Here is a 13,979-nt window from a genome sequence, read left to right on the forward strand (position 1 = left end):
CTCATACTTGGGCGTATGCCGACGAAACGCGTGGCGGCCTGGATCCGGGAGCACCCGGTGGCCGCCGACGGGGCGCTCGCCGTGCTCCTCGCGGCGATCTCCCTGATCGCGCTCTTCGTCCGCGCCGCCGCCGAGCACATGCCGCGCCCGGGGCCGCTCGCCGTGATCCTGGTCCTGCTCGGCACGCTGCCGCTGGCCTGGCGGCGCCGCCACCCGCTGTGGATCAACCTCGGGGCCGGCGCGGTGGCCGCCGTTTACGGCGCCGCGCCCTTCCCAGACCTGGTCACGCCCGTGGCGCCGGGCGGCGTCGTCGCCCTCTACACCATGGTCGCCTGGTGCGGCAGGACCGTCTCCGCCGTCGTGGGCGTGCTCGCGGGGGTCGGCGTGGCGGTGGTCGCGCTGGTGCCCGCCACCGACAGCGACCTGCTGGACGTCGCCTTCGCCATGCTGCTGCTGGCCGGAGCCTGGGTGCTGGGGGACAGCGCGCGGATCAGGCGGGCGTACACGGCCGAACTGGAGGCGCGCGCCGAGCTGCTGGCCCGCGAACGCGACTTCGAAGCCCGCCGCGCGGTCGCCGCCGAACGCGCCCGCATCGCCCGCGAACTGCACGACGTCGTCACCCACCACGTCGGCATGATGGTGGTGCAGGCCGAGGCCGGGCCGGTGCTGGCCGAACGCGACCCGCAGGCCGCCGAGCGGACGTTCGACACCATCGCCGAGACCGGGCGGCAGGCCATGACCGAGATGCGCCGCCTGTTGGGCGTGCTGCGCGAGGAGAGCCCGCAGGGGGAGGGCGCGCTCGCTCCGCAACCCGGGCTGGCGCAGGTGCCCGAACTGGTCGAACAGGCGCGCCGGTCCGGAGTGCCGGCCTCGCTGGAGATGGACGGGCCCGCCGGGCGGTTGCCCCCCGGGGTGGAGCTGTCGGCGTACCGGATCGTGCAGGAGGCGCTGACGAACGTGGTCAAGCACGCGGGCGGGGCGCGGGTGCGCGTACGGGTGCGGCACGGTGAACGCGACCTTCGTATCGAGGTCTGCGATGACGGTCCTGGGAGCGGAGGGGGCGACGGCCTGGACCGGCACGATTGCGACGGCTCCGATCCGAGCGGGCAGGGTGCGGACCGGCACGGTCTCAGCGAGCGGAGTGCGGACGGTAACGGTTCGAGCGGGCACGGGCTGGTCGGGATGCGGGAGCGCGTCCAGCTCTTCGGCGGCGAGCTGACCGCCGGAGCCCGGCCCGAGGGCGGCTTCGCCGTGGTGGCCCGGCTCCCGATCGGCGGCGGACGATGACGATCAGGGCGATCGGGAGCCGGGCGCGATGACGATCAGGATCGTCGTGGCCGACGACCAGGAGCTGGTACGTGCCGGCTTCCGCGCGATCCTGGACGCCCAGCCCGGCATGGAGGTGGTCGCCGAGGCCGCCGACGGGGTGCAGGCCGTCGAGGCGGCTCGCCGGTGGCGGCCCGACGTCGTGCTCATGGACGTACGCATGCCCCGCATGGACGGCCTGGAGGCCACTCGCCGCCTGGCCGGCCACGGCGTGGCCGACCCGGTCAAGGTGCTCATGGTGACCACGTTCGACCTGGATGAGTACGTCTTCGAGGCGCTGCGCGCGGGCGCCAGCGGCTTCCTGCTCAAGGACGTGCGCCGGTCCGGCCTGGTCGAGGCCGTACGCGTGGTCGCCGCCGGGGAGGCGCTGCTGGCACCGTCGGTCACTCGGCGGCTCATCGGCGAGTTCGTCCGCGCCCGGCCGCCCGCCCGTACCGCCCGGCCCGCGCCGCCCGAGATCAGCACGCTCACCGCCAGGGAACGGGAGGTACTGGAGCTGATCGCCCGTGGCCGATCGAACGCCGAGATAGCGGCCGACCTGACGATCGGGGAGCAGACGGTGAAGACCCACGTGAGCAACGTGCTGAGCAAACTGCTGCTGCGCGACCGGGTGCACGCGGTGATCCTCGCGTACGAGACCGGCCTCATCCGCCCCTCCCGCGACTTACGCCCCTGACGCACCCGCACCAGGGTTCCGGCACGCCCGTTATCGAATTGCGACGCTGACAAATTCACATCGCGCGCGTTTGAATGGTGAGGCACCATCCCCGGCGAGGTGATCGTCAGCGGCCCTTGTCCGGAACCCCCCACCAGCACGAACGGAGCCGACGTGACGAGTGAACCCCGCTCCATGACCGGCGACGACCGCAAGGTCCTCGCCAGCACCCTGGCCGGCACCACCATCGAGTGGTACGACTTCTTCATCTACGCCCAGGCCGCCGGCCTGGTGTTCGGGCCGCTGTTCCTGGCTCCGGTCAACGAGCAGGCCCCCGGCCTGGCCACGATCATCTCACTGGCCACGATCGGCATCAGCTTCCTGTTCCGGCCGCTCGGCGCGATCGTCGCGGGCCGCTACGGCGACCGGCTCGGCCGCAAGCGCATGCTGGTCATGACGCTCCTGCTCATGGGCGGGGCCACCACGCTCATCGGCCTGCTGCCCACGTACGGGTCGATCGGGGTGGCGGCGCCGATCGCCCTCATCCTGCTGCGCATCGTGCAGGGCTTCTCCGCGGGCGGCGAGTGGGGCGGCGCGGCCCTGCTGGCGGTGGAGCACGCGCCGCGCGAGCGCCGCGGCTGGTGGGGCACGTTCCCCCAGATCGGCGTGCCGATCGGGCTCATCCTGGCGACCGGCGTCCTGTGGATCATGAGTACGGTGACCACTCCCGAGCAGTTCCAGGCGTGGGGCTGGCGGGTGCCGTTCCTGCTCTCGCTGACCCTGATCATCATCGGCTACCTCGTGCGCCGCGCCGTGGAGGAGAGCCCGGTCTTCAAGGAGCTGCAGCAGCGCACCAAGACCTCGTCGGCGCCGCTGCGTGACCTGTTCCGCGGCCACAGCAAGAACGTCCTGCTGACCGCGCTCATCTTCGTCGCCAACAACGCGGCGGGCTACCTGCTCATCGCCTACTTCATCAGCTACGGCACCACCGCGCTCGGCCTGCCCCGTCCGTCCGTGCTGCTCGCCACCGTCGCCGGCTCGGTCGCGTGGCTGATCTTCACCCTGTACGGCGGCGCGCTGTCCGACCGCATCGGCCGCGTCCGCACGTTCCAGATCGGCTACGCGCTGGTGTTCGTCTGGATGATCCCGCTGTTCCTGCTGATGGAGACCCGCCAGATCTGGCTCTTCGCCGCGGCGGTCCTCGTCCTGGCCGTCGGTCTCGGCCTGTCGTACGGCCCGATGTCGGCCATGTACGCCGAGATGTTCCCCGCATCGGTGCGCTACTCGGGGGCGGCGATCGGGTACGCGCTCGGCGCGATCCTCGGCGGCGCGTTCGCCCCCACGATCGCGGAGGCCCTGGTGCAGAGCACGGGATCGGCGCTGTCGGTGGGCGGCTACATCATGGTGCTCTGCGTGATCTCGCTGGCCGCCGTCACCGCCGTGAAGGAGCCGAAGGGCGCCGATCTGGGCCTCACCCGGCAGCCGATCACCTGACGCCCGAGGCGGGTTCCCGCCTCGCTCCGGCCGTCGTCGCGGCGCTCGTCCCGTAACGGAAAAATCACCACTTTCGTTGTGCCTCGTCTCATTGTTCACTAAAGGCGCGCCATGATCATCATGGCGTTCCGCAGCAGATGACAGGAGACTTCATGGCACATCTGAGGCCCGCCGTACGCCGGGTACTGACGGTCGCTTCCCTGACCGCCGTCGTGGCCGCCGCCGGCGTCGCGATACTCGGTGACGCGGATCCGGCGGAGGCGGCGCGGATCACCGCGACCTGCGCGAACAACGACGGCGATGCCGCCAGGATCCAGTCGGTGATCGACGGCTCCGACGAGGGCGACGAGATCATCATCGACGGTCCCTGCTTGATCACCAGCACCGTCCTGCTGGCCGGTGACCGTACCTACCGGGGAGAGAGCCCCACGACGCTCCTCAAGCAGGCCGACAACCGCAACCTTCCTGCCGTGCTTGCCTCCAAGTCGTGGGCCGACAACGACGCCACCGCCGACGGGCGCGTCGTGTTACGCGATCTCACCATCGACGCCAACGCCGCCGGGAACGCCTCGGGCGGAGACGGAGTGCTGATCCGCGCCTGGGGCTGCGTCATCGAGAACCTGCACATCCAGAACGCCAAGGCCAACGGACTCCACATCACCAGCATCGCGCGCGATGGGACGACAGTGGCGCCCACGGGCGGCATGGTCAACGGCCGCATTCACGGCCTCTTCATCGACCAGTCCGGGCAGAACGGCATCTACGTCGAGGAGGGCGACAATGCGGTGACCGACTGGAACCTCACCGAGACCTGGATCGATGAGACCGGGGGCGACGCGATCAAGCTGGAGAACAGCGCCGGCTGGGTGATCGAGCGCAACCACGTCTACAACGTCGGCGGTGCCGGCATCAACGCGGACCGCCTCTACGCGACCAGCCTCAGCGACAACTACATCGAGGACTTCGCCACCTACGGCATCGAGGCCGCCGTCCAGGGTGACGCCGCGAGCACCATCACGGGCAACCGCGTCTTCCAGTTCAGCGGCACGGGGACCACGTACGTGGCCATCACGAGGGTCAACTACGGCACCGGGAACGTCGCCGTCACCGGCAACGTCATCCGCGGCAACGGCTCCGGCACCGGCCTGTCGTACCAGCGGGGCGGCAACCAGCTCACCGTCACCTCGACGGGCAACCTCGTCACCGAGGTGACCACCCAGCGCTCGGTCGGCTCGGGCGTCAACGTGACGGCCGGAGTCTGACCTGGACGGCCCGCGAGAGCGAGAGCCTGAGCCGCATGAGGGCGCGTTCTTGCGGGCCGCCAGGCCGAACGTCCCCCGGGCGCACCCCGGGCGCGCTACCGGGGCGAGCAGGCCGCAGGGGCCGAGCGCGCTACCGTACGGTCTTGGCCAAGGCGCCCGCGCTCATCCCGAACGACTGCCGAAAGTGCCTGTCGAGGTGGCTCTGGTGGAAGAAGCCCAGCTCGCCGGCCACCTCCGCGACGCTCCTGCCCGCCGCCGGCTCGTCGAGCCGTTCGTGCAGGAGCTCGCGCACTTCGGGCAGAGCACGGTGGCGCAGTGCGGGGCTCGCCGCGTCCGGGGCGGTGGCGTGCCGGGTGACCAGGCGGTCGAGCCTGCCGGTCAGCGGCGACCGCCGGGTCAGCGCGTCGTCGCCCTCGGCCGGGAGACCGTGCAGCGCCGCGACGCCGTCGAACAGGTCGCGGTCGCGGTAGCGCGGCTCGCGGAACCGGGGCCGGTCGGCACGCTCGCCGGGCGGCATGAGCGAGGCGTCCACGACGAGGAGCGGCCGCACTCGCTGCAGCGGATCCGGCGGGGGCGCGCCGCCGGACGACGTCCTGGTGGACGACGGCTACCTGTACGTCCGCGGCGGCCGCTCCAGGGGCGAGCGGTACGCGAGCATCCTGTGCCGCGACCGGCTCCAGCCCGTGGACGCCACCGGCGGCCACAACCCGCCACCGCCCCACGAGGCGACGATCGCGAGCCGCGCCTTCGGCGCCGACTTCGCTGAGGTGAAGGTGGACCCGGAGCTCGGGACGGTCCGCGTGACCAGGCACGTCAAGGTGATCGAGGCCGGCCGCATCCTCAACCCCCGCACCGCGCGCTCCCGGGGCATCGGCGGCGTCGCGATGGGCCTCGGCCAGGCGCTGGCCGAGGCCACCGAGGCGGACCGCCGCGACGCGCGCACCTCCAACGCCGGCCTCTGAGGCTCCTGCCGATCACCCCGGACATACTGCTGTGACCTGCCGGCGGCCGTACCTGGCGGATCTCCGGGAACCTGCCCGCCTTTTCCCGCTGACGACGACTTGAGGCGGGGTTCCGGACGAAAAACCGGAACCACGTCACCGCGTACCTGATCAAGCATTTCCCCAAATTCGGCGACGGCCGCGCTTAGCCCGCGTTTCCCCAGGAAAAGACATGATCCGCGCTCGCCGTCGGGCTAGCACGACGACATGTCCGATATGCGCGACATTCAAAGGAAATTCGTTTTCTGGGGGATTCATGGATGCATTTCATGGCCGGTGTTCCGGCCTCATCATCACGGCGGCGGCTCTTCTGATGTCCGCACCCATGGCCGCGTACGGCGACACGCAACCGCAGCAGGCCGACGCCGGTCCTCCGGCGAGTGCGGCCGTCCTGCCCGGCATCGTCACCGCCAGCCACTGGGGCATCATCGGGCGCAACACCATCGGCGGGCCGAACGCGGTCCTGCGCGAGGGCCCCTACGGGCGCACCGGCTCCACCTTCGCCGCCACCCAGCCGCCCCCGTACGGGCACGGCAGCCTCGGCATCATCGTCGGCAGCGGCGCCGAAAAGATCGCGTGGGGCAATGAGAAGATCTTCGCGGGCACGCGGCTGTCGTCCATCAAGACGCTCAAGTACTGGGTGTTCGCCGGCATGGACAGCCTCACCGGCGTCAGCCTGCCGAACATCACCATCGAGGCCGACCCCAACGTCGGCCCGGCCGACTACACCAGCCTCGTCTACCTGCCCGACACCTCCACCAGCCCGTCCGCACCCGCGACCCGCGAGGTCAACCAGTGGCAGCAGTACGACGCCTCCGCCGACGGCAGCAGGTGGTACGCGACCGGCGCCACGGGCGGAGCCATCACCTGCACCCAGGCGTCGCCGTGCTCGTTCACCGAACTCAAGGCCAAGATGCCGGACGCGGTGATCAGCCTCAGCCTCGGCATCTCCAAGGGCCGCGACAACCCGTTCATCGGCGCCGTGGACGGACTCCAGGTCAACCACACGGTCTACGACTTCGAGTTCAGGGGCGTGCGTACGAGGTTCGTGCGCGAACGATGAGTTCCGCTGCGGCCGGCGGTCATACCTCGGAACCCGAAGTGCCGAGGAGGAACCCCGATGCGCAGCGTCACCTACTCCATGGGCGTCTCGCTCGACGGCTACATCGCCGGCCCCGACGGCGGCTTCGCCTGGGCCGAGCCCGACGCTGAGATCTTCCGCTACCACATCGACGAGCTGCGGCAGGTCGGCGTCCACCTGATGGGGCGGCGGCTGTACGAGACGATGCTCTTCTGGGAGACCGCCGACCAGGAGCCGTCGCTCGACGACGACACGCGCGAATGGATCGCGCTGTGGAACCCGCTTCCGAAGGTCGTCTTCTCCACCACGCTGACCGAGGTGAAGGGCAACGCCCGCCTGGCCACCGGCGGCCTGGCCGAGGAGATCGCGCGGCTGCGCGCCGAGCCGGGGGAGGGGGAGATCGCGATCGGCGGCGCGAGCCTGGCCGCCGAGGCGGCCGCCCTGGACCTGATCGACGAGTACCGGGCCGTCGTCTATCCGGTGCTGGTGGGCGGCGGGGTGCCGTTCTTTCCGCAGGGCAAGCGGCAGGTGGACCTCGACCTGGTCGAGACGCGCACGATCTCGAAGGCCGCCGTCCACCGCTACCGCGTACGGCGCCCCTAGACGGCCCGCACGGCTGTCAACCATCCGGGTCCACCTCTGGGGGTACGTCGCGTCCGCCTCAGGGTGGAGAGGCCGCCCTGAGGTACACGCTCCGGTGGAGGCAGAGACCCAGTCCCGGATTGATGATCGACCACCTCGCCTTCCTTAACGTTCTGTCCAAGCCGGCCGGGCCCGGTCACTGATGCTCCTTCGCTGGTCGTCAGAGGAGGTCTTGTGCGGACAGGTAAGGCGTCGTTGGCCGCGGTGACGGTGGCCGTCGTGATGATGAGCCCGCTGCACGTCCCGCCCCAACAGGAACCCGCCGTCATGGGCCCGCCCGAGGTCAGCGACGATCGGTGGGCGGTGCGAGGCAAGAAGGTGCCGGTTCCTGCCCGCGTCCCGGACCCCGCGGCAGGCCGGGACGCGCCGCGACCCCGCTGGCCGGCCGCGGGAGACACGTCCGCGGTGCGAGCGACGGGCGCCGCCCGGGTTCGCCTCCTCGACCGGAGCACGGCCGCGAAAGCGGGTGCCGATTTGTCAGTGAGGGTCGACAGCTCCGGCCCCGCCGCCGTAACCGTGGACTACGCCCCCTTCGCCACCGCCCACGGCGGCTCGTACGGCTCCCGATTACGTCTCGTCAAGCTGCCACAGTGCGCGCTGACCACCCCCGACCTGCCCGCATGCCGCACCGCCACACCGGTGGCCGGCCGCAACGACGCCGAGTCCCGCACCCTCACCGCCGGCCTCCCCGCAGGCACCGCCGTGCTCGCCGCCGTCGCCGCACCCGCGAGTGCCGCCGGCGACTATCGGGCCACCCCGCTGGCTCCGGCCGCGACCTGGAACAGCAGCGGCAACTCCGGCGACTTCACGTGGTCGTACCCGCTGCGGGTACCGCCGGTGCCGGGCGGCCTTACCCCGCAGCTCGCGATCGGCTACTCCGCCGCCTCCGTGGACGGCAGGACCTCCGCGACCAACAACCAGCCGTCCTGGGTCGGCGAGGGCTTCGACCTGTGGCCGGGCTTCATCGAACGCAGCTACAAGCCTTGCGCCGACGATGGCGCCCCCAAGAGCAACGGCGTGGACCCCGGCGACCAGTGCTGGGCCTACGACAACGCCACCGTCATCTGGAACGGCAGGGGCGGAGAGCTGATAAAGGCTGCGGACGGCACGTGGCGCATGCGCGGCGACGACGGCACCCGCTTCGAGAAGATGACCGGCGGCACGAACGGAGATAAGGACGGGGAGTACTGGAAGGCGACCGCCACCGATGGCACCCAGTACTTCTTCGGCCTGAACCGGTTGCCCGGCTGGACCTCCGACCGCGGCGAGACCTCCTCCGCGTGGACGATGCCGGTCTTCGGTAACGACGCCGGCGAGCCCTGCCATGACACGGCCGGGTTCGCGCGGTCGTCCTGCCGCCAGGCGTGGCGGTGGAACCTCGACTACGTCGTGGACACCCAGGGCAACGCCATCGCGTACTACTACGACAAGGAACGCAACAGCTACGGTCGCAACGTCTCGCTCACCGACGACGCCGAGTACGACCGTGGCGGCCGGCTGACCCACATCGAGTACGGGCTGCGCTCCGACGACCCGTTCGCCCCGCCGCCGGCCAAGGTGGTGTTCGAGACCTCTGAGCGGTGCATCCCCACTGACGCGTTCGACTGCGCCTCCTCGAAGATCGGCAGCAATCCTGATCATTGGCCGGATGTGCCGTGGGACCAGAACTGCACGTCGCAATGCACCAAGGCCGGGCTCATCGCCCCCACCTTCTGGTCCCGTCACCGGCTCACGGGCGTCACCACCAAGGTCAGGCAGGACGACGGCACCTACCGCGATGTGGACACCTGGACCCTGCGGCACGCCTGGGGCGACGCCGACGTCGATCGGGCGCTCCTCCTGAAGGGAATCACGCACACGGGCAAGGCGTCCGGCACCGCAGTGACGCTTCCCGAGGTCACCTTCAACCATCATCGAGTCCGACCGCACCGCCCGCGGGCCCGACATGGTCACGGAGTACCGCTACCTCGGCGGCGCGGCCTGGCACTTCGACGACGACGACGGCCTGACCAAGACGAAGGAGAAGACCTGGTCACAGTGGCGCGGCTACGGCCATGTCCAGGTTCTGACCGGCGGCGACGGTGAGCCGCTCACCCTGGAGGAACGCCTGTACCTGCGAGGCATGCACGGCGACCGGCTCAACGCCTCGGGCGGTACCAAAAGCGTCAGCGTCGCCGACGGCGAGGGCGGAACCCACCCCGACCACAACGACCTGGCCGGCTTCGAGCTCAAGCACATCGTCTACACCAAGCCGGGCGGCAGCGTGCACAGCAAGACCGTCAACACGCCAGGGCGGCATAAGACCGCCTCGCGTACCCGCTCCTGGGGCACGTCAGACGCGGTGCTCACCGGCGTCGCCGCGAGGCATACCTGGACCGCCATGGACGGCGGCACGTGGCGGGAGACCCACACCGACACCGAGTACGACACCGTGACGGGTCTGCCCGTCCAGGAAGACGATCAGGGCGACATCGCACGCGATGACGACGACCTGTGCACCCGCACCACGTACGCGGTCAACGCCGACGCGTGGATCCGCGTGCTGCCCTCACGCGTCGAGACGGTCGCCGTCCGCTGCTCCGCAACACCTGAGAGGCCGAAGGACATCGTCTCCGACGTGCGCACCTTCTACGACGGCGGTACCACCCCTACGAGGGGCGACGTCACCCGCGTGGAGAAGATCGCAGACCATGACGGCACGACCGCCAGGTATGTGCCCACCGCCCGCACCACCTACGACGATCACGGCCGGGTCACGGCGGTCACGGACGCTCTCGGTCACACGACGACGACCACGTACACGGAGACGGCCGGGCTGACGACCAAAGTCACCACCACCGGCCCGCCCGTCGACCCCGACGACCCGGCCAGTGCGCACGTGACGACCGAGACCCTCGACCCCGCGCACGGCCGTCCGACCGCGCAGACCGACGCGGCAGGTCGCACCACCCATCTCGCCTACGACGGGCTGGGCCGCCTGACCAAAGTATGGCTGCCCGGCCGCCCCACCACGGCCACCCCTGACACCGAGCACTCCTACCAGGTCGCTGACGGAAACATCTCTGCCGTCACCACTGAGACCCTCACCCCCACCGGCGCTCAACGGGCCGGCCACGCCCTGTTCGACGGTCGGCCACCAAACGGCTGATGGAGGCGTTCACCGGCCCGCCGAGCAGCTCGCCGCCACCCGGGCTCGACCGGCTCACCGCTCGCGAACTCGAGGTGCTGAGCCTGGTCGGGCGGGCCCTGTCCAACAAGGAGATCTCCGAACGGCTGTCTGTCGGCGAAGGCACCGTCAAGACGCACATCAACCGGATCATGGCCAAGCTCGACCTGCGCAGCCGCGCCCAGGTGGTGGCGCTGTCCTACGACGCCGGCCTGGTGAAACCGGCCGCTCGCTGAGAGCACGCGTGGGACGGAGGCTTAAGCGGACGTAGGCGTGGCCGACCACGCTTTCGGCGTTGCCGGACGGCGGCGAGCCGCCGATCGAGAGGGCCGACCACTCCAACGGGCTGATCGTCGTGATGTCCACGGGCGTACTCGTCTACACCGGCATTGACACCGGGATCGTGCAGGTCGCGGTCACGCTCGCCTCGACGACGTCCTCTCAGGAGGCGTCGATGCCGGTCTGGATCAGGCCGTCCGCAAGGCCACCGGTCGCCCGTACCGAGGGTGAACCGGCCACCCCCGCGAACGCGGACTGTTCACAAGGTGAGACGGGCTTCCCAAGGAGTGGTCACGCGTGCCAGAATCATGCACAACCTGTAGGTAATGAGAATTTTCGGAAAGGGAGGGGCATGGCGGCACGTGCCGCAGGGGTGCGGTTGCGCGGCCTCGGCCACACCTTCGGCAACGGTCACGCCGTGCTGCGGGACATCGACCTCGACCTCCCGCCCGGAGAGATCGTCGCCATCCTGGGCCCGAGCGGCTGCGGCAAGTCGACGCTGCTGCGGCTGGTGGCCGGGCTCGACACGCCATCGGCGGGCGAGGTGCTGGTGGACGGGCGCGCCGTCACGGGCATCGACGAGCGCTGCGCCGTCGTCTTCCAGGAGCCGCGCCTGCTGCCCTGGCGCGACCTCGCCGGGAACGTACGGCTCGGCCTGCCCAAGGGCACCCGCAAGGCGGAGGGCGACCGCATCGTCCGGCACTGGCTCGACGTCGTCGGCCTGGCCGGTTTCCACGGGCACCGTCCCCGCCAGGTCTCCGGCGGCATGGCGCAGCGCACCGCCCTCGCGAGAGCGCTCGCCAGGGAACCCGGTGTGCTGCTGCTCGACGAGCCGTTCGCCGCCCTGGACGCGCTGACCCGGCTGCGCATGCAGGACCTGCTGGCCGACGTGCAGCGCGGCGCCGGGACGACGGTGCTGCTCGTCACCCACGACGTGGACGAGGCGCTGCACTTGGCCGACCGGGTGGTCATGCTCGGCAGCGTCCCGCCGGAGCCCGGCGCGACCGTGGTGACCACGCTCGACGTCAAGCACCCGCGGCCGCGCGACCGCGCACACCCCGAGCTCGCCGAGCTCCGCGCCGACCTGCTGGAACGGCTCGGCGTGCCCAGGCCCGTCCCCGCCGAAGAGGCGGCGCCGTCATGAAGCCCCTGAAGGAAACACCATGATCCACCGTCGCCTCCTGCTCACCACCGCGCTGCTCGCGACCCTGGCCACCGGCTGCGTGCAGGGCGAGAGCGACACCGCGGCGCCCGCGCAGGGGCAGCTCCGGCTCGACTACGCCTACTACAACCCGCTCAGCCTGGTCATCCGCCGGCAGCGCTGGCTGGAGAACGAGCTGAAGGGCACCACCGTCACCTGGGTCCTGTCGGCCGGCAGCAACAAGGCCAACGAGAACCTGCGCGCCGAGACCATCGACGTCGGCTCCACCGCGGGCGCCGCCGCGCTGCAGGCCCGCGCCAACGGCACGCCCATCAAGACCATCGGCATCTACACCCAGCCCGAGTGGACGGCGCTCGTCGTGCCCAAGGGCTCGCCGATCAAGGACGTCAAGGAGCTCAAGGGCAAGAAGGTCGCCGCGACCAAGGGCACCGACCCGTACTTCTTCCTGCTCCAGACGCTGGAGGAGGCCGGGCTCGGCGGTTCGGACGTCGAGGTCGTCAACCTGCAGCACGCCGACGGCAGGACGGCGCTGGAACGCGGCGACGTGGACGCCTGGGCCGGCCTCGACCCGATGATGGCGCAGAGCGAGCTGAAGGCCGGCTCGAAGCTCGTCTACCGCAACCCCGGCTTCAACACCTACGGCTTCCTCAACGCCCGCGAGGGCTTCATCAAGGACCACCCCGACCTCGCGCAGAAGGTGGTCGACGCCTACGAGCGGGCGCGCGCGTGGGTCGCCGAGCACCCCGACGAGGCCGTCAAGCTGCTGGCGCAGGAGGCCAAGCTCACGCCCGAGGTCGCCTCGGTGGTGCTGAAGGAGCGGACGAAGACCGACATCAGCCCGGTGCCGGGCGCCGAGCAGCGTACGGTGCTCGAACGCATCCTGCCGACCCTCGTACGCGAGAGCCAGGTCCGCTCCGAGGACGAGGCGCGCAAGGCGCTCGACTCGCTGTTCGAGCCGGGCTTCGCCGCGAAGGCGAAGGCGGCGTCGTGACCACCCGCCCCACCGGAACGCCGAGCCTGGACCGCACGCAGGAACGCCCCGCGACTCCGCCGCCGGACCGGGGGAGCGCACGGGCGGGAGGGCGGCGGTTCGCGCAGGTGGGGCGGGTCGCCGCCGGGCTGGTGGTGCCGCTGATCGCGCTGGCCGCCTGGCAGGCCGCCGCGGCGGCGGGCGTGTTCACCCCGGCGCAGCTCCCCGCGCCGTCGGCCGTGCTGGCGGCGGTCGGCGAGCTGATCCAGCGCGGCGAGCTGTGGCAGCACATCGCGATCAGCGGTCAGCGGGTGCTGCTCGGCTTCGCCGCGGGCGCGGTCGCCGGGCTGCTGCTGGGCGCGGCGGTCGGCCTGTACGCCCCGGTCAGGGCGCTGCTCGCGCCCAGCGTCGCCGCCCTGCGCGCGGTGCCGTCGCTGGCCTGGGTGCCGCTGCTGGTGCTCTGGCTGGGCATCGCCGAGGCCCCCAAGATCGTGCTGGTGGCGATCGGCGCGTTCTTCCCCGTCTACACCACCGTCGCCTCGGCGCTGTCCCACGTGGATCCGCACCTCGTCGAGGCCGGTCGCGCGTACGGGCTGCGCGGCGTGGGCCTGCTGACCCGCATCCAGCTTCCGTACGCGGCGCCGTCCGTGCTCGCCGGGCTGCGGCTCGGCCTCGCCCAGGGCTGGCTGTTCCTCGTCGCCGCCGAGCTGATCGCCTCCTCGATGGGGCTCGGCTTCCTGCTCATCGACAGCCAGAACACCGGCAGGACGGACATCCTGCTGCTGTCGATCCTGCTGCTCGCCCTGCTGGGCAAGGCCGCTGACGCGCTGCTCGGCCTGCTGGCGCGTACGCTGTCCGGCCCGCTCGCCCACGACAAGGACTGAACGCGGCACCACCAGGACCGGGTCCGGCGCCGCCGGGCCCGGCTTCCGGCGTGCCCG

Annotated in this window: 14 protein-coding genes; 13 read left to right on the forward strand and 1 reads right to left on the reverse strand. The window is 71.1% G+C overall.

From position 1 onward, the window contains the following. Positions 1-15: 15 nt before the first annotated feature. From ACFMQL_RS33150 to ACFMQL_RS33165, 4 genes are all read left to right on the forward strand, one after another. Positions 16-1,287 (forward strand): sensor histidine kinase, encoded by a 1,272-nt coding sequence (locus ACFMQL_RS33150; protein WP_378788704.1) that lies wholly within the window; start codon positions 16-18, stop codon positions 1,285-1,287. Between the two features lie 28 nt (positions 1,288-1,315). Further along, the gene (locus ACFMQL_RS33155) at positions 1,316-2,002 is read left to right on the forward strand and encodes a response regulator transcription factor (protein ID WP_364051898.1); all 687 of its coding nucleotides are present in this window, start codon (positions 1,316-1,318) and stop codon (positions 2,000-2,002) included. A 174-nt stretch (positions 2,003-2,176) separates the two neighbouring features. Beyond that, complete coding sequence (locus tag ACFMQL_RS33160; RefSeq protein ID WP_378790230.1) at positions 2,177-3,475, forward strand: MFS transporter; 1,299 nt, start codon at positions 2,177-2,179, stop codon at positions 3,473-3,475. A 152-nt stretch (positions 3,476-3,627) separates the two neighbouring features. Beyond that, positions 3,628-4,737: a right-handed parallel beta-helix repeat-containing protein gene (locus tag ACFMQL_RS33165; protein WP_364051895.1), complete on the forward strand. Its 1,110-nt coding sequence runs from the start codon at positions 3,628-3,630 to the stop codon at positions 4,735-4,737. 130 nt (positions 4,738-4,867) lie between these two features. Here the strand turns inward: ACFMQL_RS33165 and ACFMQL_RS33170 are convergent, their stop codons facing one another. Next, a complete protein-coding gene (locus ACFMQL_RS33170) occupies positions 4,868-5,287 on the reverse strand; it encodes an AraC family transcriptional regulator (protein WP_378788706.1) in 420 nt (139 codons plus the stop codon). On the opposite strand from ACFMQL_RS33170, the gene ACFMQL_RS33175 reads away from it, so the two are divergent. From ACFMQL_RS33175 to ACFMQL_RS33215, 9 genes are all read left to right on the forward strand, one after another. Beyond that, positions 5,253-5,699 carry a molybdopterin cofactor-binding domain-containing protein gene (locus ACFMQL_RS33175; RefSeq protein WP_378788707.1) on the forward strand — a complete coding sequence of 149 codons (447 nt, stop codon included), beginning with the start codon at positions 5,253-5,255 and terminating at the stop codon, positions 5,697-5,699. The genes ACFMQL_RS33170 and ACFMQL_RS33175 overlap by 35 nt on opposite strands. Positions 5,700-6,051: 352 nt before the next feature. Then, the gene (locus ACFMQL_RS33180) at positions 6,052-6,801 is read left to right on the forward strand and encodes a hypothetical protein (protein WP_364051889.1); all 750 of its coding nucleotides are present in this window, start codon (positions 6,052-6,054) and stop codon (positions 6,799-6,801) included. Between the two features lie 57 nt (positions 6,802-6,858). Beyond that, entirely contained in the window at positions 6,859-7,422 is a 564-nt protein-coding gene (locus ACFMQL_RS33185) for a dihydrofolate reductase family protein (protein WP_378788709.1), read from the forward strand. Positions 7,423-7,941: 519 nt separating this feature from the next. Beyond that, positions 7,942-9,546 (forward strand): hypothetical protein, encoded by a 1,605-nt coding sequence (locus ACFMQL_RS33190; protein WP_378788711.1) that lies wholly within the window; start codon positions 7,942-7,944, stop codon positions 9,544-9,546. A 295-nt stretch (positions 9,547-9,841) separates the two neighbouring features. Next, positions 9,842-10,609: an RHS repeat domain-containing protein gene (locus tag ACFMQL_RS33195; protein ID WP_378790231.1), complete on the forward strand. Its 768-nt coding sequence runs from the start codon at positions 9,842-9,844 to the stop codon at positions 10,607-10,609. After that, a complete protein-coding gene (locus ACFMQL_RS33200) occupies positions 10,609-10,863 on the forward strand; it encodes a helix-turn-helix transcriptional regulator (protein ID WP_364051880.1) in 255 nt (84 codons plus the stop codon). The genes ACFMQL_RS33195 and ACFMQL_RS33200 overlap by 1 nt, the downstream gene beginning before the upstream one ends. 395 nt (positions 10,864-11,258) lie before the next feature. Further along, complete coding sequence (locus ACFMQL_RS33205) at positions 11,259-12,050, forward strand: ABC transporter ATP-binding protein (RefSeq protein ID WP_378788713.1); 792 nt, start codon at positions 11,259-11,261, stop codon at positions 12,048-12,050. 19 nt (positions 12,051-12,069) lie between these two features. Continuing rightward, complete coding sequence (locus tag ACFMQL_RS33210; RefSeq protein ID WP_378788715.1) at positions 12,070-13,059, forward strand: aliphatic sulfonate ABC transporter substrate-binding protein; 990 nt, start codon at positions 12,070-12,072, stop codon at positions 13,057-13,059. After that, a complete protein-coding gene (locus ACFMQL_RS33215; protein ID WP_364051871.1) occupies positions 13,056-13,922 on the forward strand; it encodes an ABC transporter permease in 867 nt (288 codons plus the stop codon). The genes ACFMQL_RS33210 and ACFMQL_RS33215 overlap by 4 nt, the downstream gene beginning before the upstream one ends. Positions 13,923-13,979 lie beyond the last annotated feature (57 nt).

It is taken from the genome of Nonomuraea fastidiosa (assembly GCF_042751225.1).
Classification (GTDB): domain Bacteria; phylum Actinomycetota; class Actinomycetes; order Streptosporangiales; family Streptosporangiaceae; genus Nonomuraea; species Nonomuraea fastidiosa.

What these genes read in the sequence shown, in the direction of transcription:
- ACFMQL_RS33150 (WP_378788704.1), top strand. Translation starts at nt 16, where the DNA reads ATGCCGACGAAACGCGTGGCGGCCTGGATCCGGGAGCACCCGGTGGCC.
- ACFMQL_RS33155 (WP_364051898.1), top strand. Translation starts at nt 1,316, where the DNA reads ATGACGATCAGGATCGTCGTGGCCGACGACCAGGAGCTGGTACGTGCC.
- ACFMQL_RS33160 (WP_378790230.1), top strand. Translation starts at nt 2,177, where the DNA reads ATGACCGGCGACGACCGCAAGGTCCTCGCCAGCACCCTGGCCGGCACC.
- ACFMQL_RS33165 (WP_364051895.1), top strand. Translation starts at nt 3,628, where the DNA reads ATGGCACATCTGAGGCCCGCCGTACGCCGGGTACTGACGGTCGCTTCC.
- ACFMQL_RS33175 (WP_378788707.1), top strand. Translation starts at nt 5,253, where the DNA reads ATGAGCGAGGCGTCCACGACGAGGAGCGGCCGCACTCGCTGCAGCGGA.
- ACFMQL_RS33180 (WP_364051889.1), top strand. Translation starts at nt 6,052, where the DNA reads ATGTCCGCACCCATGGCCGCGTACGGCGACACGCAACCGCAGCAGGCC.
- ACFMQL_RS33185 (WP_378788709.1), top strand. Translation starts at nt 6,859, where the DNA reads ATGCGCAGCGTCACCTACTCCATGGGCGTCTCGCTCGACGGCTACATC.
- ACFMQL_RS33195 (WP_378790231.1), top strand. Translation starts at nt 9,842, where the DNA reads ATGGACGGCGGCACGTGGCGGGAGACCCACACCGACACCGAGTACGAC.
- ACFMQL_RS33200 (WP_364051880.1), top strand. Translation starts at nt 10,609, where the DNA reads ATGGAGGCGTTCACCGGCCCGCCGAGCAGCTCGCCGCCACCCGGGCTC.
- ACFMQL_RS33205 (WP_378788713.1), top strand. Translation starts at nt 11,259, where the DNA reads ATGGCGGCACGTGCCGCAGGGGTGCGGTTGCGCGGCCTCGGCCACACC.
- ACFMQL_RS33210 (WP_378788715.1), top strand. Translation starts at nt 12,070, where the DNA reads ATGATCCACCGTCGCCTCCTGCTCACCACCGCGCTGCTCGCGACCCTG.